16 protein-coding genes and 1 riboswitch are annotated in these 21,250 nt (G+C 43.8%); of the genes, 10 read left to right on the top strand and 6 right to left on the bottom strand.

The annotated features are described in order from the left end of the window. Together thiP and thiQ are read left to right on the top strand one after the other, a co-directional pair. Positions 1-1,605, top strand: coding sequence for a thiamine/thiamine pyrophosphate ABC transporter permease ThiP (gene thiP, locus AAFX28_RS22385; protein WP_408690725.1), 1,605 nt, complete (start codon positions 1-3; stop codon positions 1,603-1,605). Further along, complete coding sequence (thiQ, locus tag AAFX28_RS22380) at positions 1,589-2,293, top strand: thiamine ABC transporter ATP-binding protein (RefSeq protein ID WP_408690724.1); 705 nt, start codon at positions 1,589-1,591, stop codon at positions 2,291-2,293. The genes thiP and thiQ overlap by 17 nt, the downstream gene beginning before the upstream one ends. Before the next feature lie 211 nt (positions 2,294-2,504). On the opposite strand, the gene yjgA is transcribed toward thiQ, so the two are convergent. Then, on the bottom strand, positions 2,505-3,032 hold the full coding sequence (yjgA, locus tag AAFX28_RS22375) for a ribosome biogenesis factor YjgA (protein WP_408690723.1): 528 nt from the start codon (positions 3,030-3,032) through the stop codon (positions 2,505-2,507). A gap of 108 nt (positions 3,033-3,140) precedes the next feature. Here yjgA and pmbA point away from each other — a divergent pair, with 108 nt between their 5' ends. After that, on the top strand, positions 3,141-4,484 hold the full coding sequence (gene pmbA / locus AAFX28_RS22370; protein ID WP_408690722.1) for a metalloprotease PmbA: 1,344 nt from the start codon (positions 3,141-3,143) through the stop codon (positions 4,482-4,484). Between the two features lie 177 nt (positions 4,485-4,661). Here pmbA and lysC read toward each other — a convergent pair whose 3' ends face one another. Continuing rightward, positions 4,662-6,014 (bottom strand): lysine-sensitive aspartokinase 3, encoded by a 1,353-nt coding sequence (gene lysC / locus AAFX28_RS22365; protein ID WP_408690721.1) that lies wholly within the window; start codon positions 6,012-6,014, stop codon positions 4,662-4,664. A gap of 111 nt (positions 6,015-6,125) precedes the next feature. Next, positions 6,126-6,302, bottom strand: a riboswitch (Lysine riboswitch). Between the two features lie 221 nt (positions 6,303-6,523). On the opposite strand from lysC, the gene AAFX28_RS22360 reads away from it, so the two are divergent. Further along, the gene (locus tag AAFX28_RS22360; RefSeq protein WP_408690720.1) at positions 6,524-7,645 is read left to right on the top strand and encodes a pyridoxal-phosphate-dependent aminotransferase family protein; all 1,122 of its coding nucleotides are present in this window, start codon (positions 6,524-6,526) and stop codon (positions 7,643-7,645) included. Between the two features lie 52 nt (positions 7,646-7,697). On the opposite strand, the gene AAFX28_RS22355 is transcribed toward AAFX28_RS22360, so the two are convergent. The 4 genes from AAFX28_RS22355 to AAFX28_RS22340 all read right to left on the bottom strand — a co-directional run bounded on the left by AAFX28_RS22355 (position 7,698) and on the right by AAFX28_RS22340 (position 14,144). Further along, positions 7,698-9,479, bottom strand: a complete 1,782-nt coding sequence (locus AAFX28_RS22355; RefSeq protein ID WP_408690719.1) for a PglL family O-oligosaccharyltransferase — start codon at positions 9,477-9,479, stop codon at positions 7,698-7,700. A 68-nt stretch (positions 9,480-9,547) separates the two neighbouring features. Beyond that, positions 9,548-12,370, bottom strand: a complete 2,823-nt coding sequence (gene uvrA, locus AAFX28_RS22350; RefSeq protein WP_408690718.1) for an excinuclease ABC subunit UvrA — start codon at positions 12,368-12,370, stop codon at positions 9,548-9,550. A gap of 127 nt (positions 12,371-12,497) precedes the next feature. Further along, positions 12,498-13,373 carry a UTP--glucose-1-phosphate uridylyltransferase GalU gene (galU, locus tag AAFX28_RS22345; RefSeq protein WP_408690717.1) on the bottom strand — a complete coding sequence of 292 codons (876 nt, stop codon included), beginning with the start codon at positions 13,371-13,373 and terminating at the stop codon, positions 12,498-12,500. Between the two features lie 117 nt (positions 13,374-13,490). Beyond that, entirely contained in the window at positions 13,491-14,144 is a 654-nt protein-coding gene (locus AAFX28_RS22340; RefSeq protein WP_408690716.1) for a LuxR C-terminal-related transcriptional regulator, read from the bottom strand. A gap of 284 nt (positions 14,145-14,428) precedes the next feature. Between AAFX28_RS22340 and AAFX28_RS22335 the strand changes: the two genes are divergently transcribed. The 6 genes from AAFX28_RS22335 to mshL all read left to right on the top strand — a co-directional run bounded on the left by AAFX28_RS22335 (position 14,429) and on the right by mshL (position 21,246). Next, the gene (locus tag AAFX28_RS22335; RefSeq protein ID WP_408690715.1) at positions 14,429-14,962 is read left to right on the top strand and encodes a single-stranded DNA-binding protein; all 534 of its coding nucleotides are present in this window, start codon (positions 14,429-14,431) and stop codon (positions 14,960-14,962) included. Positions 14,963-15,135: 173 nt separating this feature from the next. Further along, positions 15,136-17,151 carry an RNase E specificity factor CsrD gene (csrD, locus tag AAFX28_RS22330; protein WP_408690714.1) on the top strand — a complete coding sequence of 672 codons (2,016 nt, stop codon included), beginning with the start codon at positions 15,136-15,138 and terminating at the stop codon, positions 17,149-17,151. Between the two features lie 9 nt (positions 17,152-17,160). After that, positions 17,161-18,600 carry an MSHA biogenesis protein MshI gene (locus AAFX28_RS22325; RefSeq protein ID WP_408690713.1) on the top strand — a complete coding sequence of 480 codons (1,440 nt, stop codon included), beginning with the start codon at positions 17,161-17,163 and terminating at the stop codon, positions 18,598-18,600. Then, on the top strand, positions 18,600-19,250 hold the full coding sequence (gene gspM, locus AAFX28_RS22320) for a type II secretion system protein GspM (RefSeq protein WP_408690712.1): 651 nt from the start codon (positions 18,600-18,602) through the stop codon (positions 19,248-19,250). The genes AAFX28_RS22325 and gspM overlap by 1 nt, the downstream gene beginning before the upstream one ends. Then, complete coding sequence (locus tag AAFX28_RS22315; RefSeq protein WP_408690711.1) at positions 19,243-19,569, top strand: MSHA biogenesis protein MshK; 327 nt, start codon at positions 19,243-19,245, stop codon at positions 19,567-19,569. Before gspM ends, AAFX28_RS22315 begins: the two co-directional genes overlap by 8 nt. A 15-nt stretch (positions 19,570-19,584) precedes the next feature. Then, positions 19,585-21,246: a pilus (MSHA type) biogenesis protein MshL gene (mshL, locus tag AAFX28_RS22310; RefSeq protein ID WP_408690710.1), complete on the top strand. Its 1,662-nt coding sequence runs from the start codon at positions 19,585-19,587 to the stop codon at positions 21,244-21,246. The last annotated feature ends 4 nt before the right edge of the window (positions 21,247-21,250 follow it).

The raw sequence follows: 21,250 nt of genomic DNA, 5'->3' as shown, positions 1-21,250 counted from the left end.
TTGCGTAAAACACCTTTAATTGGTTTATGGGTCGCGATGATTATCGCGGCCTTTGTTGTTTCTGCACTTGTGGCTTTGATGGCGAATGCAGAGACATTAAATATCAGCCAAGTTTGGAGCGATCCTTATTATCGTCATGTCACCAAATTTAGCTTTTACCAATCATTTCTATCAACTGTATTGAGCGTTGGTCTGGCATTGCCCGTCGCACATGCATTATCTCGCCGACATTTCCCAGGCAAGGCTCTGTTATTAAAGTTATTTGCAACTACGCTCGTACTACCTGTATTGGTGGGCGTATTTGGCTTACTGGCGATTTATGGCAACAGTGGTTTGATTGCTACTCTGTTTAAGTCTTTAGACAGTAAATTACCGTTTTCTATTTACGGTTTAAACGGCATCTTATTGGCGCACGTTTTCTTTAACCTTCCCTATGCGACAAGGTTATTGTTGCAAGCATTAGACTCAATCCCTCAAGAACAACATAAACTGTGTGCTCATTTAGGGATGGGGCATTGGGATAAGTTCCGTTGGGTGGAGTGGCCTCGGTTACGTCAACAATTACCTCATGTGAGTGGCTTAGTATTTATGCTGTGCTTTACCAGTTTCGCTACTGTGATGGCGTTAGGTGGCGGCCCCAAATCCACCACGATTGAGCTAGCAATTTATCAAGCGATTAAGTTTGATTTTGACTTACAAGCTGGTGCATTACTTGCTATTTGGCAAATGGCTTTGTGTAGTGTGATGGCTTTGACGATTCAAAGGTTGGCTAAACCGATGTCGGTTACAGCAGGGAGTCAATCAACCCAAGCCCATTTATCGAAAGACTCTTTGCTATCAAAATGCTGGGATTGGAGTTGGATTGTTGGCGCGATGTTACTGGTGCTGCCTCCATTACTTATGGTGGTGCTGAGCGGCTTAAACAAAGAAGTGATTGATGTTTTAACTGACAGTCGATTTTGGCTCGCTTTTTGGGCTTCGATTAAGGTTGCAACACTAGCGAGTATCCTGGCTTTATTAGCTGGTATTGCCATTCTTATTACCAGCCGTCGTCTGAGACTTAATTATAAAGTTAAACGTGCTGATCATATTGAATTGATCGGTACCATCATTCTGGTGACGCCGGGTTTGGTGGTTTCTACAGGACTATTTTTGCTACTCCGCTCCTTTACTGATGTGTTTAGTCTCGCATTTATTGTGGTGGTAGCGGTTAATGCTTTAATGGGGCTGCCTTATGTCATCCAGACCTTGTCACAGCCTATGCTCCATATCGAACAGCAGTATCAATACGTGTGTGCAAGTTTAGGCATGAAAGGCTGGCAGCGATTTAAAGTGGTTGAGTGGAAGGCGCTAAAGAAACCACTAGCTCATGCTTTCGCGATCAGTTTTATGTTTGCTATCGGTGATTTGAGTGCGGTGGCTTTATTTGGTAGCCAAGAATTTCGCACATTACCGCTGTACCTCTTTCAATTACTAGGAAGTTATCAGATGGAAGCGGCAGCCGTGGTCTCGGTAACATTATTATTGCTAAGCGTTGGGTGCTTTGCCCTAATTGAAATCTTGTTCAAAGTTAATAAGAAGGTGAGTTATGCTGACTCTGAGTAAAGTGGATTATTACTACCACAATGAGCTGTTCCACTTTGATGTTGAGGTTAAGCAGGGCTCTATTGTGGCTTTAATGGGCCCAAGCGGGGCGGGTAAGTCGACATTACTTGCATTAGTGGCTGGATTTATTGACCCAGAAAAGGGCTCAATTACGGTTGATGATAATGAAATTGTAGGTTTAGAGCCTTATCAGCGACCTTTTGCCATGTTGTTTCAAGAACATAACTTATTTGCTCATCTCACTGTTCGTCAGAATATTGGATTAGGTCTGCATCCGGGACTAAAGCTGAGTGAAGAACAATTGCATCAGGTTGAACTGGCAGCTGCTCAAGTGGGTGTTGATGACTATTTAGATCGGTTGCCTGAACAACTTTCTGGAGGGCAGCGTCAGCGTGTAGCCTTGGCTCGTTGTTTTGTTCAGCCTCATACGACTTGGTTATTGGATGAGCCCTTTTCTGCTTTGGACCCTATCTTACGTGAAGAGATGCTCTCTTTAGTGGAGAAGTTGGCTAAGGAAAGAAATATTACTGTTTTGATGGTGACGCACCATATCAGTGATGCGAGAGCGATCGGGTCAGACTTTATCTTTGTTGCTAATGGACGAGTGGAGGTGGCTGATGAGATTGGTCAGCTTTCTTCTGCTCACTTGAACACAACTCTAAGTGAATTTGTACGAGCGGGTGAATGAACTAAGTAAAGGGTGCGTCACGAGTTTGGTCATTCCCTAGACTGACGAAGGAAGGAGTAGGGAATCTCAGAAAGTTATGACTTGTTGGAAGAGATCCCCAACTTACTCATCCTTTGCTCATGAGGATGACCAGCTAATTTATTGAAAATAAAATAGGGCTGACGTTTGGCATCAGCCCTCTTTTAATTTTAAGCGAAAGTGCTTTGGAAGCTTACATTTCTTCTTCGTTGAGTGCTTTTAACACCTGGAAGATTTCACGGAAGGCTTTCGCTGGTTTTCCAGCTTTTTTCTCTTTTGCGGCTTGGCGAGCTAACTGGCGCAGACGTTGACGATCAGCGCTTGGATATAGTTCCATTGCATCGCCGATTGCACTGTCGCCTTCTTCTACGATGCGATCGCGAAGTTGTTCCAGTTTATGCAGTTCAGCAGTTGCTTGAGAGTGCTTGTTACGTACTTTGTCTAGTGCTGCTTGTAGCGGCTCAGTTTCTTCAAAGCGCATAAGCTTGCCAATGTATTGAAGCTGACGACGACGCGCTTCGTTCTTAAAGCGTTGTGCGTCTTTGATTGCTTCTGCTAAGTCTTCGCTCAATGGGAACTTCTCAAGTACAGACGGTTTTAGTGCTGCTAGCTCTTCACCCAGTTTCTGTAGCTCTTCCATGTCGCGTTTCAACTCAGTCTTACTGACCCAGATGATTTCCTCTTCTTCTTCCCATGGCGCTTTTTGATTCTTACGTGCCATCTTTCTGCCTTAATTTGAACATCTATTTCTCTATTTTAACAAGAATCGTGGGGAGAAAGCGAAATTCTTGTTATTCTAAAGGCAATTGATCTTAAGAAATAAGTAAATATGGACGTAAGACAGCAAGTAGCTCAACAGCGTGTTGAGTTGGAAAACGCAGTAGCTAAAGCGTTAGAGATGGCCGCAGAGAAATCGGACGCGGCAGAAGTTGCCATCAGCAAGTCAACAGGCTTAAGCGTTTCAACCCGTATGTGCGAGGTAGAAAACGTTGAGTTTAATAGTGATGGCGCACTTGGCATCACGGTTTACCGTAATCAGCGTAAAGGCAGTGCGTCAACATCAGACTTGAGTGAAAAAGCGATTCAACAAACGGTGCTTGCTGCTCTCGATATTGCTCAGTATACCTCTGAAGATCCATACGCAGGTCCGGCACCGAAAGAGCTGATGGTGCAAGAAATCCCTGATTTAGATTTATTCCACCCAGATACGCCAGATCCTGATTACGCTGCGCAAGTGGCGATTGCGGCTGAGCAACAAGCCCTATCGTACAGTGACAAGATCAAGCAAAGTGACGGCGCTAGCTACGACAGCCACTATGGCTTAAAAGTCTATGGTAACAGTCATGGCTTACTCGCGAGTTATGCGTCAAGCCGTCATAGCACTAGCTGCTGCGTGATTGGCCAAGGTGCTAATGGCGAAATGGAACGAGACTATAGTTACACAGTAGCTCGCCATAAAGATGATCTTTGGACGCCTGAAGTTGTTGGACAAAAAGCTGCTGAAAAAACCGTAAGTCGTTTGGATGCGCAGAAACTGAAGACAGGTAAGTACCCAGTGATGTTTGCAGCCGACGTTGCAACTGGATTGCTTGGCCATCTGGTTATGGCGATCAGTGGTGGTAACCTATACCGCAAATCTTCATTTTTATTAGATCACCTTGGTAAGCAGGTATTACCAGAGTGGTTTAATGTCTCTGAGCGTCCACATGTTTTGCGTGGCTTGGCATCAAGTCCATTTGATAGTGAAGGTGTGTTTACTCAAGATCGTGAAATCATTACTGATGGTGTTCTTGCGACTTACCTGCTGACGAGTTATGCGGCTCGTAAGATGGATATGGCGCCTACTGGCCATGCAGGTGGTATCCATAACTGGTTTGTTAATTCGACAGGTCAGAATTTCGACCAGATGCTAAAAGAGCTTGGCACTGGTCTGTTAGTGACAGAAGTAATGGGACAAGGTGTCAACATTGTTACGGGTGACTACTCACGTGGTGCTGCTGGTTTCTGGGTTGAGAATGGTGAAATCCAACATCCTGTATCTGAGATTACTATCGCAAGTAACTTAAAAGATATGTTCAATCAGATTGTTGCGGTGGGTAACGATGTTGAAACTCGCTCGCAGATTCAAACTGGTTCGATTTTGCTTGAGTCGATGAAAGTTGCTGGTGAGTAAGGGATAAAACCTTCACTTTCTCGTTCCTTCGTCATTCCATAGACTGACGAAGGAAGGAGTAGGAAATCTATAAAGGTTTTCTACTCGCTTTAAAAGATTCCCAACTCGGTCGTCCCTCCCTCTCGGGAATGACAACAAAAGAAAAGGTTGATGTTCTTGCATCAACCTTTCTTGTTTCTAGCCTTCAAACAATTCCGTATGTAGTTTCTGAATTGCTTGCTTAGAAACCGATTCATGAACTAAGAAGCAAAGGTTGTGTGGGCTTGCTCCGTAACAAATCATACGCAAGTTAAAATCTTCTAGGGTACCAAAGACTTGTTTTGCGTAGCCTTTGCTCTCACTCATATTGTTACCAATTAGTGCTACAAGGCAAAGGTTGTGTTCAACTTCTACAGTACATAGCTCTTCAAGCTCGAGGCGCGCCGCTTCAGGAAGTTGTGGTGCACCGCCTGATGTATCTGTTTGATCGAGAGTCAGTGACACACTGATTTCAGAAGTCGTGATCAAATCTACCGAAACTTTATGCTTGGCTAAAACCTCAAATACTTTGGCTAAGAAACCATAAGCGTGGAACATTTTCGCGCTGCGCAGTGTGACCATAGTTTGGTTACAGCGCAGAGCCAATGCACGGAAAAGCGGCGAGCTTTCTACTTGATGGCGAATCCAAGTACCGCCTTTTTCAGGTTCTTTTGATGAACCAACAAACACAGGAATGTCGTGGCGTAGAGCTGGAAGCAGTGTTGAAGGGTGCAGGATTTTTGCGCCGAAGTTTGCCATTTCAGACGCTTCGCTGAAGCTGATTTCTGAAATTGGTGAGGCTTTCGATGCGATGCGAGGATCGGTTGTATAGATACCAGGAACGTCTGTCCAGATCTCTAGTCCAGATGCTTCAACAGCTTCCGCAATCAATGCAGCACTGTAGTCACTGCCGCCACGACCAAGAGTGGTGGTATTGCCTTCTTCATCTGAACCAATAAAACCTTGAGTGATTACTACATGTTCTTGGCACTGTGGTACAAGTTTATCTTGTGCGAGTCTACTGATATCCTCCAATAGAGGTTCGGCTTTACCAAAGTTACTGTCGGTACGAAGCACATCACGAATATCGAATCGAACAGCATTAATGCCACGCTCTTTCATTAACTGAGTCAGCAGGTGAGTGGACATTAGCTCACCACAAGCAACAAGATGATCGGTCAATTTATGGCTCGATTGAATGGAAGCGGCTTCAGCAAGGCTGGTGACTGTATCTAGAATGGTTGATACTTCACTCGCTGCTTGACTTGCATCTTCCAGTTGATTGAGTACGGCTTGGTGAATTTCTGCCAGTTTCTCTAGTACTTCACTGCGACGAGTTTGATCTTGAACACCATTGGCCAGTTCTACCAATAAGTTAGTCACTCCCGAACATGCGCTACTCACGACCAGCTTTGTGTTTGGATTGCTTTCTATAATTGCAGCACAGCGGCTCATTGCTTCAAAGTTTGCAACACTAGTTCCACCAAATTTAGCTACATTAAAACTGCTCACAGCATTTCTCCCACGACTTCCTAAAATAATTACTTTGGTAGCTATACCAACATCCAATGTTTACTTTGATGAAGAGAGTTGAGCGAAAGAGAGGTGTTTATTTGAATTGTCTACCTCAGAAGCTCATCATCAGGCTGAGCTGATGACAGTTGTAGGGATTCAACCCTAGCAACCGATAGACGTAAGCCACAACTTTTATCTACCTCGGCACTACTCCCCCTCAATATGCTGTATCGGATTTGCGGTTCCACAACATACCTACCTGGGTAGTGCTCCTCTTCTGCAAAATAATTTGCTATGTGGCATAAATATTCACCACATAATCTGCATTGAACGTTTTTCTGTGACTCATGTCAACGAGAATTTGTAACTTTATCTTTTTTATAAATTAACAAACTTGTGACACTGGTTTGACCTCAAGACTTTGGGCTAATTGCTGGCAGATGAAATATGCATTAATGTGGTTAAGCAAAAATAAATAGAACGAAAAAATACAAAAGGAACTGCCAATGACGATTCAAAGTTTTATTCCTCCACACCGCATTTTAATGGGGCCGGGACCATCTGATATTTCACCTCAAGTATTGCAGGCTTTGAGTCGTCCTACAGTTGGGCATTTAGACCCTTTGTTTGTGGCTATGATGGATGAACTTAAATCTCTACTAAAGTACGCTTTTCAGACCGAAAATGAGTTTACGATTGCGGTGTCTGCTCCGGGAAGCGCTGGGATGGAAACTTGCTTTGTTAACCTGGTTGAGCCTGGCGAGAAGGTGATTGTCTGTCGCAATGGTGTGTTTGGTGAGCGCATGCGTGAAAATGTCGTTCGTGCTGGTGGCAATGCTGTGGTGGTGGATGATGAGTGGGGCGCGCCGGTATCGGTTGATAAAGTTGAGCAAGCTCTAAAAGATAACCCTGATGCTAAAGTACTGGCTTTTGTTCACGCAGAAACCTCAACTGGTGCATGCAGCGATGCACAAGCTCTTGGACAACTCGCAAAGCAATACGAAGTGCTAACCATTGTTGATGCAGTAACGTCCCTCGGCGGTGTTCCACTTAAAGTGGATGAATGGCAGTTAGATGCGGTTTATTCAGGCAGTCAAAAGTGTCTGTCTTGTGTACCTGGTTTATCACCAGTAACTTTCTCAGCCGCAGCTATTGAGAAAATTCAGTCTCGTACTACACCAGTGCAAAGTTGGTTCCTCGACCAAAGTTTAGTTCTGGGTTATTGGAGCGGTGAAGGCAAGCGTAGCTACCATCATACTGCGCCTGTGAATAGCCTATATGCACTGCATGAATCGTTACTGATCTTAAAAAATGAAGGGTTAGAGAATGCTTGGCAGCGCCACCGCGACATGCACGAGAAACTAAAGCAAGGTCTTGAAAAGCTTGGTTTTGAATTTGTTGTGGAAGAAAATTCACGTCTTCCTCAACTGAATGCCATTTATATTCCTGAAGGAATTGATGATGCTAAAGTACGTAGTCATCTACTCAATACCTATAACCTTGAAATTGGCGCAGGGTTAGGAGCGTTAGCAGGGAAGGCTTGGCGTATTGGTTTGATGGGCTACGGCGCTCGCGCTGAAAATGTTGCTTTGTGCCTTCGAGCTTTAGAGGAATCTTTAGCACAATAAGCTTTAGACTTTAGAAATTAATAAAGGCGACCGATTGGTCGCCTTTATTATTTTATTTAGCAGGAAGCAGTTCTTTCTCGTTATCAGCTTTTAAAGCATCGATGTTCGGTGGGATATACTGCACCTCAGAGAAGTCACGATTTGGAAACAGAAATTGCGCTTCACTGCGAATTTGCTCCGCTTTCGCTGTATCCCCAAGCCCTTGGTAGGCCAAGATCAAGTTGTTGTAGAAAGCCGGGCGTGGCTTATCTTTTATGATCTCTAATGACCAGTCGACATAAGGCTGAATAAACTGCGCATCTTGTTTATACAAACCAATATTGAGGTAAGTGCTGAAGATGTCCCAGTCGTATCTGTCTTTCCAAACGATGGGGTTGCTCACCTGTTCTAGCAATTCAGGGTTCTTCGGTTGAGAGCGCTCAAATTGAGTTAAAACATAATTGGTGTGTAGGGCGCTGATCATGTAGAAACTCACCACGATTGGGATAACTAAGCTAAAAACTCTCAATAGTGTTTGAGAAATGAAGCTTAACGAGGCTTGCCTATAAGAGACCGTTCTTTGATCAACCCAGTAGAGTAAAATGACAAACGTTATCCAGTGAATGGCTGAGTGGTAAAATGGGTACTCAAGTTGGCTATGTAGAACGATAGGTACAAACAGGGCAAATAATGCTAAGCGTGTGCCTCGGGCGGTTTGAGCGATCCGAACCAACACCAGTGTTGCTGCAAGGAATATAGCAACCAATGGGATTAATCCACCTTCAACGCCCCAATACAATAGTTCGTTGTGTGGATGATCCATCGATGCTAGGCCAGGCTTATAATCTTCATTAAGTTGATGCTGTCGTGCCGTATAGATGATGTATTCAGGTTCAAAGCGGCCGTAGCCATATCCCGTAAATGGTTTCTCGATCAGCATATCGAGTGTTTGAGGGAAGGTGTATTGCCTTGGGCTCTCTAGGTTAGTTCGTTGTGCAGCAAGTGAAGGATCCGAAGATACAATGTTGGCACTAAGGCCTATGAGTGCTCCTACAATTATTGCTAGAGACCAGCCAAAGAAACGTTTTTTGGTCGCAAATCGATAGATATATGGAAGTAATAGGCCAACGGAGAGTAGCCCTGCCAACCAACCCGTGCGGGAGGCTAAAAAAATTAGCAGTGGAATAGTTGCGATTGGCATCAAATAAAGTAGAGCTACCTCACTGACTTTGCGCTGATACTTTGTTGGATGGCGAGTGAGCAAATAACCAGAAAGGGCAAGGCCAGTAGCAAGGAAGCTTGCCATTACATTCGGTTGTTGAAATATACCGTAAGGACGATTCTTAACAGTGTTATAACCAAAGATATTCCCAGGTTCTAAAACAAAGAATTGTATCCAGCCAAATAGCGCCTCGATAAAGACTGCGATAGTAATAAACCACAATAGGCGTTGTTTTTGCTTATTGCTGAATCGAAATTGCTGTAAAACGACAAAGAGTAAGTAGCCAGTCCATAAGCCAATTAGCTTGCCTGCGGAGAGGGTAGGGTTAGCTTGATGATAGAGAATTGGCAAAGTCAGCATAACGCAACAGATAAACAAACCGATTGAGAGTTTGTTGTAGCTAAGCTTTCCCTGAGTACCTAGCTGGTACAAGCCAATTGCAATAGAAAAGCTCAGTATGAGCCATGTGACAGGGTTGAACGAAAGGGCGAGACCAGAGCCGCCAGGATTTGGCATAAAAAAGTGCATTGCCAGTAGATAAACAATACCCATTGAGACTAAGAATGGCTTAATCAGAGGCAGCTTTGGTGCTCTGAGTTCTAGTTCCGTCCCTGCTACATGTGTAGTCGCCATAAAATACAACACCTCAAAAAAACAGACCAGTGAAGTATTCACTGGTCTGTTTATCTTACAATTAATTGCTATTTTAACATAGGTTTGAGGAACCTAGCAGTGTGTGAGCCTTCGACTTGCGCCACATCTTCTGGTGTTCCGCTTGCAATGATTTCACCACCACCTTGCCCTCCTTCTGGGCCTAGATCGACAATCCAATCTGCTGTTTTGATGACATCAAGGTTGTGTTCGATAACAACAACCGTGTTTCCATGGTCGCGCAGACGATGAAGCACAGTCAGCAGTTGCTGAATATCGTGGAAGTGCAAACCAGTGGTTGGCTCATCGAGAATGTATAAGGTCTTTCCTGTATCTCGTTTGGATAGCTCACGTGCGAGTTTTACTCGTTGAGCTTCGCCTCCTGATAGGGTCGTTGCTGCTTGACCTAAGCGAATGTAAGATAAGCCTACATCCATTAAAGTTTGCAGTTTACGTGCAATAACAGGCACAGGATCAAAGTACTCGCGAGCATCCTCAACGGTCATCTCAAGTACTTCATCAATGGTCTTTCCTTTGTAACGGACTTCAAGTGTTTCTCGGTTGTAACGCTTTCCTTTACATACATCACAAGGCACATAAACATCAGGTAAAAAGTGCATTTCTACTTTGATTACACCGTCGCCCTGACAGGCTTCACAGCGGCCACCGCGAACGTTGAAACTAAAGCGACCTGGCTTATAACCGCGAGAACGGGCTTCTTGTGTTCCAGCGAATAATTCTCGGATAGGGGTGAAAATTCCCGTATATGTCGCTGGGTTTGAACGCGGTGTTCGGCCAATTGGGCTCTGGTCGATATCAATAACTTTATCGAAGTGCTCAAGCCCCTTAATTTTTTTATACGGCGCTGGTGTTGCTGTCGTGGCACCATTTAGTTGAGTGTGAGCAATTTTGAAAAAAGTGTCATTGATAAGGGTTGATTTACCTGAACCAGAAACACCAGTGATACAGCTAAACAAACCAACGGGGATCTCTAAGGTGACATCCTTTAAGTTGTTGCCTGTAGCGCCGATAAGTTCTACGGTTTTCTTGTTATCTTTTGGTGTGCGAGATGCTGGTATGGCAATTTCTTTCTTGCCGCTTAGGTATTGCCCAGTCAATGAGTTTGGATTATCGATGATCTCATCCATAGTCCCTTCGGCAACAACATTACCGCCATGCACTCCTGCTCCTGGGCCGATATCAATGACGTGGTCAGCCATACGAATAGCATCTTCATCATGTTCTACGACAAGAACAGTATTACCGAGATCTCGAAGGTGGGTGAGCGTTTGCAACAAGCGCTCATTATCACGTTGATGCAGGCCAATGGAAGGTTCATCCAACACATACATAACGCCGACTAAGCCGGCACCAATTTGGCTCGCGAGTCGAATACGTTGCGCTTCACCGCCAGAGAGTGTTTCAGCACTTCGAGACAAGTTGAGGTAGTTGAGGCCAACGTTAACCAGAAACTGAAGTCGATCATTGATCTCTTTCATTACTTTCTCGGCAATTTGTGCACGTTGTCCTTCAAGCTCTAATGTGGCGAAAAAAGACAGTGCGTCAGCAATACTTAACTCAACGATTTCAGGCAGTGTTGTATTTCCAATGAAAACATTTCGTGCTTCTAAACGTAGACGGCTGCCATCACAGCTCGAACAGGTTTTGGTCGAAATGTATTTCGCTAAATCTTCGCGAACTGCGTTAGATTCTGTATCACGATAACGGCGTTCAAGTGTATTGAGAATGCCTTCAAATGGGTGGCGCTTAACGCGAATGTCACCACGATCGTTAATGTACTTAAATTCGACTTCGGTACGCCCAGAGCCAGTTAAGATGATGTCTCGTATTTTTTTCGGTAGTGATTTAAATGGTTTGTTAAGATCGAAATCAAAGTGTTCTGCCAACGATGACAGCATCTGGAAATAGTAGTAGTTCTTCTGATCCCAGCCGCGAATTGCACCCTCAGCTAAGCTTAAAGCCTCGTCGACGATCACTCGCTCAGGATCGAAATATTGTTGTACGCCTAAGCCATCACAAGTACCACATGCCCCCGCCGGGTTGTTGAATGAGAAAAGACGCGGTTCGAGTTCTTGCATGCTGTAACCACATAATGGGCAGGCAAAATTGGCTGAGAAAATGATCTCTTCACCTTCTCCATCCATAGGAGCAACAACTGCAATACCACCAGACAACTCAAGTGTTGTTTCAAACGATTCAGCTAAACGCTGTTGAAGGTCGCCACGCACTTTAAAGCGATCGACAACGACTTCAATGGTGTGCTTCTTGTGCAATTCTAATGTCGGTGGATCAGAGAGATCACAAGTCTCACCATCAATACGAGCTCGAATAAAGCCTTGAGCCGCTAAGTTTTCTAGTGTCTTAACGTGCTCACCTTTTCGCTCTTTCACGATCGGAGCAAGCAGCATCATTTTTGAGCCTTCCGGAAGCTCAAGAACCTTATCGACCATTTGGGAGACTGTTTGAGCGGCTAACGGCGTGTGATGTTCAGGACAACGTGGCTCACCTACACGGGCATAGAGTAGGCGCAGGTAGTCGTACACTTCAGTGATCGTGCCCACTGTTGAGCGAGGGTTATGCGATGTAGATTTCTGTTCAATAGATATCGCTGGAGATAAACCTTCAATGTGGTCAACATCAGGCTTTTCCATTAAGGACAAAAATTGGCGTGCATAAGCCGATAATGACTCAACGTATCGACGTTGGCCTTCAGCATAGAGAGTATCGAAGGCGAGGGAGGATTTACCTGAACCTGATAAACCAGTAATAACGATAAGTTTATCGCGAGGAATAGTTAAATTGATATTCTTCAGGTTGTGGGTGCGGGCACCGCGGACTTCTATCTGATCCATTCTCGTCACTCTATGCAAAAACAAGTTGGCTAAGTATTGCATAGTGTGACAAATGTGCAAAGAAATACTGGATAAAAAAACAGTAAAGGCGGCTGTGATAGCCGCCTTTATCATTGAACTGTTGCTTTTAAGCTTGTTCTTTAGTTGTCTTTTGTTTGCCTAACTCAGACGCCTTTGTGTCCTTTAGGTAGAGGTTTTCAAAGCAGTAGTTGGTTGCTTCAATATAGCCTTCTACGCTACCACAATCGAAACGCTGGCCTTTGAATTTATACGCTAGAACGCAACCTGCTTTTGCTTGTTTCAACAAAGCATCCGTGATTTGGATCTCTCCACCTTTACCAGGTTCGGTATTTTCAATCAGCTCAAAAATATCAGGGGTAAGAATATAGCGGCCAATAATCGCTAAGTTGCTTGGTGCGGTGCCTGGCTCAGGTTTTTCAACCATGTCGTCGACACGGAAGATATCATCTTTGATCATCTCACCAGAGATAACGCCATACTTATGTGTTTCATCTTCTGGCACTTCTTGCACTGCGACAATTGAGCAACGGAATTGCTTAAATAGCGCGACCATTTGTGCTAATACGCCTTCTTGCTCATTGACGCAAAGATCGTCAGCAAGAACAACGGCAAATGGTTCATCACCAATTAGCTCTTTCCCAGTTAAGATTGCGTGACCTAAACCTTTCATTTCACGTTGGCGAATATAAGTGAAGTTTGCTGTATCGATAATGTCGCGAATATCAATCAGCAAGTCTTCTTTGTTGGTTCCGCTGATCTGGTGCTCGAGCTCGTAGTTTTTGTCAAAGTGATCCATGATCGAGTGTTTGCCACGGCCGGTAACGATACACATTCCGTTCATACCCGCTTGAATTGCTTCTTCAACACCGTATTCAATCAATGGTTTATTCACCACTGGCATCATCTCTTTTGGCATTGACTTGGTTGCAGGTAAAAAGCGAGTACCGTAGCCTGCGGCGGGGAAAAGGCACTTTTTGATCATAGTTAAACCCTTTAACTTTCTATTTATATTTCAACTGGCGCAACCATATCATGATTTAAATGAATAGATAATGAATACGCCATGTGAAAACATTAAAAATATGGCACTGTTAAAGAGTTAAGACAAAGGGCGCATATGTTGCTTCGCCCATGCGGCCGCTTGGACACGGTTTTTCACGCACAGCTTTTTAAATATCTTTTGCAGGTGGGATTTAACCGTAAACTCACTAATAAACATATCTTCGGCGATTTGTGTATTCGAAGAACCCGCCATTAAGCAGCGGAGAATTTGAATCTCACGTGTAGTCAAATCAACGGTTGCAGGAGCGGTGTGGCTATCAACAACATTTCTAAAGTGGAATAGTAGTTGAGCTACGACTTTCCTCGGTAACCAATTCTCTCCATTAATAATCGCTTCACACCCTTTAGCCATAACTTCAACCTCTTCGTCTTTATAGAACAGACCTTTTAAGTGACCGAATGAAAGAAGTTCATCGGTTGTTAAACGATGCGTTAGATTGAAAATGATGGTTTCGAATGACTTATCAGCAAGTGGCAGGTCCCTAAGTTTGCTTTTTATCTTTGTGTAGTCCTGATGATCGATCATTAAGATTCGATGCTTATGTTGCTGGAGTGCTATAAGAAGATCCTTAGCAACAATACGAGGGATAGGTAAGCCGATCTGTTGCTCGAGATCATCGATAATAGGGTTAGTCACATTGGTATCTTCACATAGGAAGTAAATAGTTCTGCTGTATATATTTTTAGCCATAATTCCTCGCATATTGACGTTGTGTTGTTGTTTTTCACAGAGTGAAGCAAGCTAACTCTGAGTGCGAGTTTCGGTGAATGGTTTGCGTTTTATTTCATAGTGAGAAGTAATTAATCAATTACTCAGCCTAGATAAAACTTGAACGCTCTCCAAAAATTGATGCAGTGCAATATTGTTGTGGCAGGGAAATCGACATTGTTGGTTGGAACATTTGTACCAAGCGCAAAGCATGTTATCCTATTGCGCTATTTCTATATCAATACCAATTTTGGACGGAGCAAAACATGGCTAGCCGTGGAGTAAACAAAGTCATCATCATGGGTAACCTAGGGCAAGATCCTGAGGTTAAGTACACTGCTAATGGCAGTGCTGTGGCGAATATCACCATTGCAACATCTGAAACATGGCGCGATAAAAACAATGGTGAACAGCGTGAAAAAACAGAATGGCATCGTGTTGTTCTGTTCGGTAAAACAGCTGAAATTGCAGGTGAATACCTACGCAAAGGTTCGCAAGTTTATGTTGAAGGTCAACTTCAGACTCGTAAATGGCAAGACCAAAGTGGACAAGACCGTTACACAACAGAAGTGGTTGTTCAATGGCCAACAGGTCAAATGCAACTACTAGGTGGTCGTGCTCAAGGTGGTGCTCCAGCACAAAATATGGGTCAATCTCAGCCTCAGCAAGGTGGTTGGGGTCAGCCTCAGCAGCCAATGCAGCATCAACCTGCTCAACAGCAACCACAGTCTCAGCCACAGCAAGCTCAGCCACAATACAATGAGCCGCCAATGGATTTTGATGACGACATCCCGTTTTAAGTGTCTGTTATTCAAAAAAAGCCGCGCATGTCGCGGCTTTTTTATATATTAGATATGAACAATCTTATTAAGCAAAGTCTCTGGTTGGTTTTGTTCGGTAGATAGTAAAGCTGTTATATATAGGTTACCATTCCGATAACAGTGTTATATGGTAGAAAAAGGATTTTTTATTGATGAGGTATACCCCTACCTTAAAGTTGAGTACTCGTTTAGTTGCATTTGTAACTGTCATTGTTATCAGTGCGATGTTTATCCTATTTTTGGGAGGTACTCTATCCTTTAAACGTTTGGGGCAAGAGTACCTTGACCACTCTCTACAAGGAATTGTGGAAGTCGTTGATAAAGAGATGGAAGATCCCGATGCAGCGTATTCTTTACAGCGTTGGATGCCAAAAATGCTTCAAGCTTCCAATATTGTAGAGATGGAGCTTCGTTCCTCTTATGGCGTGATTTATCGCTTTAAAGACACCTCATCGAAAATTGATGCCGCGCTTTTGCATGACGCTGAATACACACTCGAGCGCAATGATGGGTACAGTATTCGCTTCAAAGCAGTACCTCCATACATTGGTTATGGCTACTCGATGCAGGCGCTTTGGTCGATAACACTTGCTGTTATTCTGATCGTATTTTGTTTGATGCGCGGTTTGAAGTGGTTGAAAGAGCAATTGCTCGGCTCTGAGTTATTAGAAGAGCGTGGGCGAATGATCTTAGCAGGTCGAGTCGAAGAATATGCACAAGGCGATCTGCGTGAATGGCCTTATACCGCTAGCGAAGCACTAGATCGTCTGATCGAAGAGCTACAAGATGCACGTCAAGAACGTAGTCGGTTTGATACTTTTATTCGAACACAAACGTTCTTAGATCAGCTGACGGGAACAGCAAATCGAGTTTTATTTGATAGTAAACTTGAATCGGCACTTTCAGAACATGGTTCCCATGGTGGCGTAATGCTACTAAGAGTGAATGACTGGGAGGATGTTCAAGAGGAACAAGGCAAACAGATCGCCAACGATTTCCTAGTTGAAGTTGGTGAAGGTTTGAATAATGTGATTCAACGTTACCCTGAGGTCATCTTATCGCGTTATTACAGCTCAGACTTTGCCATTTTTGCACCTAATCTATCGAGTAAAGAAATCTCTAATATTGCAGGGCAATGTTTAAAGCAGCTTGCCAAGATTCAGCCTCCACAGCCTCTTGCCCTTGATGACTGGGCACACATCGGTGTCAGTATGTACCGTGAAGGTGAAAGTCCAACTAGAATTATTGATGAGGCAGAAACTGCACTGAAAAGTGCTCAGTTACAACGCAATAATACTTGGAGTCGCTTTAAAAAGCATGTGTCGCAGACAGAAGAGCGAGGTAGCGTGCGCTGGAGAACTTTATTCGATCTCGCGCTGAAACCGGATCAACTCTATATCTTCTCACAACCATGCTACAGATTAGATGCTCATAAAGATAAACATATCGATCATTTCGAGTTATTTGCGCGTTTAAACGACCCAGAAAATGGAGTGATAAAAGCATCGCGATTTAATTCGGCAATTGAATCAGTTGGTTATGAAAGTGTTCTTGATAAAGCGGCAATTACGGCGATTACTCAATATTTGAAAGGTTCAACGTATTCAAACAGTTACGCTATCAACCTACATGTGATACCTTTTGCAGACCGAAATTACTTTAAATGGTTTAGGGATGAGCTGTTGCAACTTTCGTCAGAACTCAGGGCAAAATTGATTTTTGAGTTTGCTGAAGCGCGAGTTGTTCAACACCTAGACTATATGCGGCCGGTGATCAAAATGATTGTTGGACTTGGGTGTCAGGTCGCTATCGGCCAAGCTGGACGTTCGATAGTGAGCACGCACTACCTTAAAGAGCTGCCGGTTGGTTTCTTGAAGCTGCACCGTAGTCTTGTGAAGAAAATAGATCAACGTCATGAAAACCAGCTCTTCGTTCGGAGTTTGCTCGGGGCATGCGCTGGCTTAAAGACTCAGGTTATCGCGGTGGGTGTCGATAATAAACAAGAGTATCAGACCGTTATTGAGTTAGGTGTGCATGGTATTCAAGGGCGCTACCTAGCAACAGAACAGCAGTTGTTACCTAAGAAAGAAGAGCAACAGAAAAAGAATGTTGTAGCGACGCCAAATAAAGTTCAGATAGGCCGACGGAATCGTTGGCGGAAAACGTAAAAGTACTAAATGAAAATTCAATCTTTGATCGGTAAATTTAAAAATAGCAAACAAGCTGCAACACGCCTTGGTGTTGTGGTTCAGCCGAGTGCGCTCTTTTTCTCGTCGGTCGCAGGAACAGAGCTTCCACAAAAAATTCAGTTTGAAAATCTTCCTTGGCAAGAGGCGTTAATTAAAGCGCTGAAAGATAATAATGTTTCTGATGTTGCATTAGATATTGTTCTTCATTCAAACCTTTATCAAACATACCAAATTGAAAAGCCTAGCGTTCCTGATGAAGAACTCTCTAGCGCACTACCATTTTTGCTGAAAGACCTTATTTCTGAACGAGTCACTGATATCGTCGCTGACTCGGCACCTTTACCTCTTAGCACAAAACGTCAAGTGTATGTTGTTTCTCGGGCTTTAGTAATTGGGCTGTACGAGGCGCTCAATAAGTTGGGGATCGATCTCAGGCAGGTACTCGTTGAGGATGAAGTTTGGGGACATACCGCAGGTGAACTTTCTAACTTCCTATTACTACAACGCAGTAAGCAGGGACAGTTTCGTGTCAGCGCTTTTGTCGACAAACAGTGTGCTTTTCAGAGAACCATTCGCGGTGTCACCCCACCATTAACGGGGGTCGCGAGCAGCGTATTGCAACTGGATGGAATTGCGCTCGAGCTACAACGTTCCATTGACTATCTCTCTTCGCAACTAAGAGGGACGTCATTACACCAGATGCAAGTGTGCTGTGATGAAGAAGCTCAACAAGAGATCGTTCAAGCTCTTAGTGAAAGGCTTAGCGTTAAGGTTGGGGCTTTATCTGACGGTGAACAAGAGTCAGGGCTTGTTTTAGCGACTATTCTCGAAGGTATACAAGACGCTCAAGTTAATCTATTCCCTGCCGACTTAAAGCCTAAGAAAGATCATTTTACACTACAAAATGTGGTCGTTGGTTGGGGAGTTGTTGCTACTCTATTAATGCTCTTTGCCGCTTATGCTCATTATCAGAAAAGTCAGTTAGGCCAAGAGTTACAGTTAATCAAAGCGCAAGAAACTGAATTCAAACAGCAAGTCGCGAGCTTAAACGAACGCTTAAGCAAGCATAAGCAGACCCCTGCAAAAGTGGCAGCGGTTGCAAGGTTAAAACTCGAGATTGAAGCCAAGCGCAACTCTTTAGATGCAGTAGGTGAGTTTGATGAATCACAACAACAAGGTTACTCGGGAGTGATGCGATCCCTTGCTGAACTTGGTCGTGATGATATCTCTTTAAGCTCGATTTCGATTAATGCTACAACGCTCGACCTACAAGGGTTAGCGAGAGAAGCAAAGGCGATTCCAAACTGGGTTAACCAATTTAAGCATGAAATTAACTTAGTCGGGCGTAGTTTCGAAAAACTAAAAATAGGCCGAAACGATCAAGGCATTATTACATTTGAGCTAAAAACCAAGCAGGAGAAAGAGTAATGCAGCGGTATTGGCAGCAGTGGAGCGAAAAGTTCACTCAAATGAGCCCGCGTGAAAAGTGGTTAATTACTCTTTGTGGTTTTGTCATCATCGCGCTATGTCTGTTTACTTTTGTGGTTGAGCCTCCGCTAAAAAGTAATCAGTCTTTGTCTAAACAAATCACTAACTCCAAGCTGAATGTACAACGTTTGGAAGCTGATATCTTGGTAATGACAGCCAAATTAAAGAAAGACCCGGACCAAGAGTTAAACCTTGAGTACAAGCGTTTAATGACAGAAAGTCAGGAGCTTTCTAAACAGCTCGCGGAAATAGTCGAAAGTTTGATTGCTCCAAGTGAAATGGCTCAGTTGTTGGAAGAAGTATTAGCAGGCACAAAAGGGTTACGTCTTGTTTCTTTAGAGTCTATGAATGCTGAAGCGATTGTAAACAGTAAAGAGAACCAATCACTGTCTAGTTACTATGTGCATCCAGTGAGACTAGAGTTAACAGGAAACTACTTTGCGATTGTTGAATACTTAGAAACGTTGGAAAGTTTACCGGTAAAATATTATTGGAGAGCATTCCAATATTCTGTTGAAGAGTACCCAACAGCTCGATTGGTTTTAGAAGTGTATACATTAGGAACGAGGCAGGAGTTCATCGGTGGTTAAAACATGGCTAACTATATCACTGGCTCTTGTATCCTTGAGTGCATGGGCCTCTAAAGATCCAACGGCTCCTTTAGGATGGGAACAACCAAAGCAAGCGACAAGTCAAGCGAAGGTAGCGAGAAAGCCATTACCACGTTTGCAAAGTATCGTTTGTCTTGAAGCTGGTCAGTGCCGCGCGATTGTCAGTGGCAAAGTTGTATTGGCTGGTGAAAGTGTCAGCGGTTATAGAGTAAATCGAATTGAACCAGAAGTGGTCACCTTATCTCGCAGTGGTAAGCAGTGGAAATTGGAATTGTTCACTCTGGACGTAAAACAGTAAGGTCAGTAGAAGTATATGCGTAAACTCGCGATAACAATAACTATTACATCATTATTAGCTGGCTGCTCAATGGGACATCGAGACCCTGTTGAAGCGAAAAGTGCATTGAACCAAGCTATTAATGAAAACAATAGTCGTAGCCTAGAAACTTTGCCGCCATCGGTAGAGGCAGACCTTATGCCAGAGCTGGATGGTGAGGAATTAGGGGCTACTCAAACGATAAAACGCTTTAGAATTAAAGCCAACCAAGTTGATGCCAAAGCATTCTTTGCTAGTTTGGTGAAGGGTACTGAATTTAGCGCTGCGATTCACCCAGAGGTAAGTGGTTCGATTACAGTGAATTTAACCGATGTATCGCTTGATGAAGTGCTATCGGTTGTACAGGATATGTATGGTTATGACATTGCTAAAACAGGCAATGTTATTCAAGTATACCCAGCTGGCCTTCGTACAGTGACTATCCCTGTTGATTACCTCCAATTTAAGCGTGTTGGACGCTCATTAACTTCTATTTCAACAGGTACGATTACTAATACAGACAGTGGTTCGTCTGACTCGTCATCATCAAGTTCGTCATCAAACTCTTCTTCGAGTTCTTCTTCTAGCTCGAGCAGCACAGCGAAGGGTGGTACGGAAATCGAAACTACCAATGAAAGTGATTTTTGGCCACAGTTAGAAGTAGCAGTTTCCCAGCTTATTGGCTCTGGTAACGGTCAAAGTGTCGTCGTAACACCGCAAGCAAGTGTGATTACTGTCCGTGCTTATCCTGATGAAATTCGTGAAGTTCGCAGTTTCCTCGGCATTTCTCAACAACGCATGCACCGACAAGTGATCTTAGAAGCGAAAATTTTGGAAGTCACTTTAAGCGATGGCTATCAGCAAGGTATTAACTGGTCGAAAGCTTTCACCTCAAACGGCACTAATTACTCTATTGGCCAGGGTTCAATTGTTAAAGATGCAAACGGCAGTATTGTTCCAGCTGCATTGCCTGGCCTAGATACGATTGGCACTCTGCTTGGTGGACAGTCTAACCTTGTTATATCAAGTGGTAGTTTCGAAGCTGTGTTGAGCTTTATGGCGACTCAGGGTGATTTGAATGTTCTGTCTAGCCCTAGAGTGACGGCATCAAACAACCAGAAAGCAGTGATTAAAGTGGGTACTGATGAGTACTACGTAACAGATTTATCCAGTGTAGTGGGAAGTGGCGATAACTCAGAGCCCTCCCCTGAAGTAGAGCTGACGCCATTTTTCTCAGGGATATCTCTAGATGTGACACCACAAATTGATGACCAAGGTAATGTATTGCTACATGTACACCCGGCGGTTATTGATGTTGATGAACAAGTCAAAGAAATTGGTTATGGCAATACCAGCATCACTCTGCCACTTGCACGCAGCTCGATTCGTGAATCAGACTCAGTTATTCGTGCGCAAGACGGCGATGTGGTAGTCATTGGTGGTCTGATGAAATCCAACACGATTGATCAAGTGTCAAAGGTACCATTTTTAGGTGATGTACCGGCCCTAGGTCATTTGTTCCGTAATACAACTCAATTAACTCAAAAAACAGAGTTGGTGATTCTATTGAAGCCTTCTGTTGTAGGTGTGAACACTTGGCAAAAAGAGCTAGAGCGTTCTCGCGATCTATTGCAAGAGTGGTTTCCTGAAGAGCAATAATTGA

The sequence above is a fragment of the Vibrio sp. TBV020 genome (assembly GCF_046056895.1).
Lineage (GTDB): Bacteria > Pseudomonadota > Gammaproteobacteria > Enterobacterales > Vibrionaceae > Vibrio.
Note: the sequence above shows the minus strand (reverse complement) of the source record. Positions and strands in the feature narration are given on the sequence as shown.

What these genes read in the sequence shown, in the direction of transcription:
- thiQ (WP_408690724.1), top strand. Translation starts at nt 1,589, where the DNA reads ATGCTGACTCTGAGTAAAGTGGATTATTACTACCACAATGAGCTGTTC.
- yjgA (WP_408690723.1), bottom strand. Translation starts at nt 3,032, where the DNA reads ATGGCACGTAAGAATCAAAAAGCGCCATGGGAAGAAGAAGAGGAAATC.
- pmbA (WP_408690722.1), top strand. Translation starts at nt 3,141, where the DNA reads ATGGACGTAAGACAGCAAGTAGCTCAACAGCGTGTTGAGTTGGAAAAC.
- AAFX28_RS22360 (WP_408690720.1), top strand. Translation starts at nt 6,524, where the DNA reads ATGACGATTCAAAGTTTTATTCCTCCACACCGCATTTTAATGGGGCCG.
- AAFX28_RS22355 (WP_408690719.1), bottom strand. Translation starts at nt 9,479, where the DNA reads ATGGCGACTACACATGTAGCAGGGACGGAACTAGAACTCAGAGCACCA.
- uvrA (WP_408690718.1), bottom strand. Translation starts at nt 12,370, where the DNA reads ATGGATCAGATAGAAGTCCGCGGTGCCCGCACCCACAACCTGAAGAAT.
- galU (WP_408690717.1), bottom strand. Translation starts at nt 13,373, where the DNA reads ATGATCAAAAAGTGCCTTTTCCCCGCCGCAGGCTACGGTACTCGCTTT.
- AAFX28_RS22340 (WP_408690716.1), bottom strand. Translation starts at nt 14,144, where the DNA reads ATGGCTAAAAATATATACAGCAGAACTATTTACTTCCTATGTGAAGAT.
- AAFX28_RS22335 (WP_408690715.1), top strand. Translation starts at nt 14,429, where the DNA reads ATGGCTAGCCGTGGAGTAAACAAAGTCATCATCATGGGTAACCTAGGG.
- csrD (WP_408690714.1), top strand. Translation starts at nt 15,136, where the DNA reads ATGAGGTATACCCCTACCTTAAAGTTGAGTACTCGTTTAGTTGCATTT.
- AAFX28_RS22325 (WP_408690713.1), top strand. Translation starts at nt 17,161, where the DNA reads ATGAAAATTCAATCTTTGATCGGTAAATTTAAAAATAGCAAACAAGCT.
- gspM (WP_408690712.1), top strand. Translation starts at nt 18,600, where the DNA reads ATGCAGCGGTATTGGCAGCAGTGGAGCGAAAAGTTCACTCAAATGAGC.
- mshL (WP_408690710.1), top strand. Translation starts at nt 19,585, where the DNA reads ATGCGTAAACTCGCGATAACAATAACTATTACATCATTATTAGCTGGC.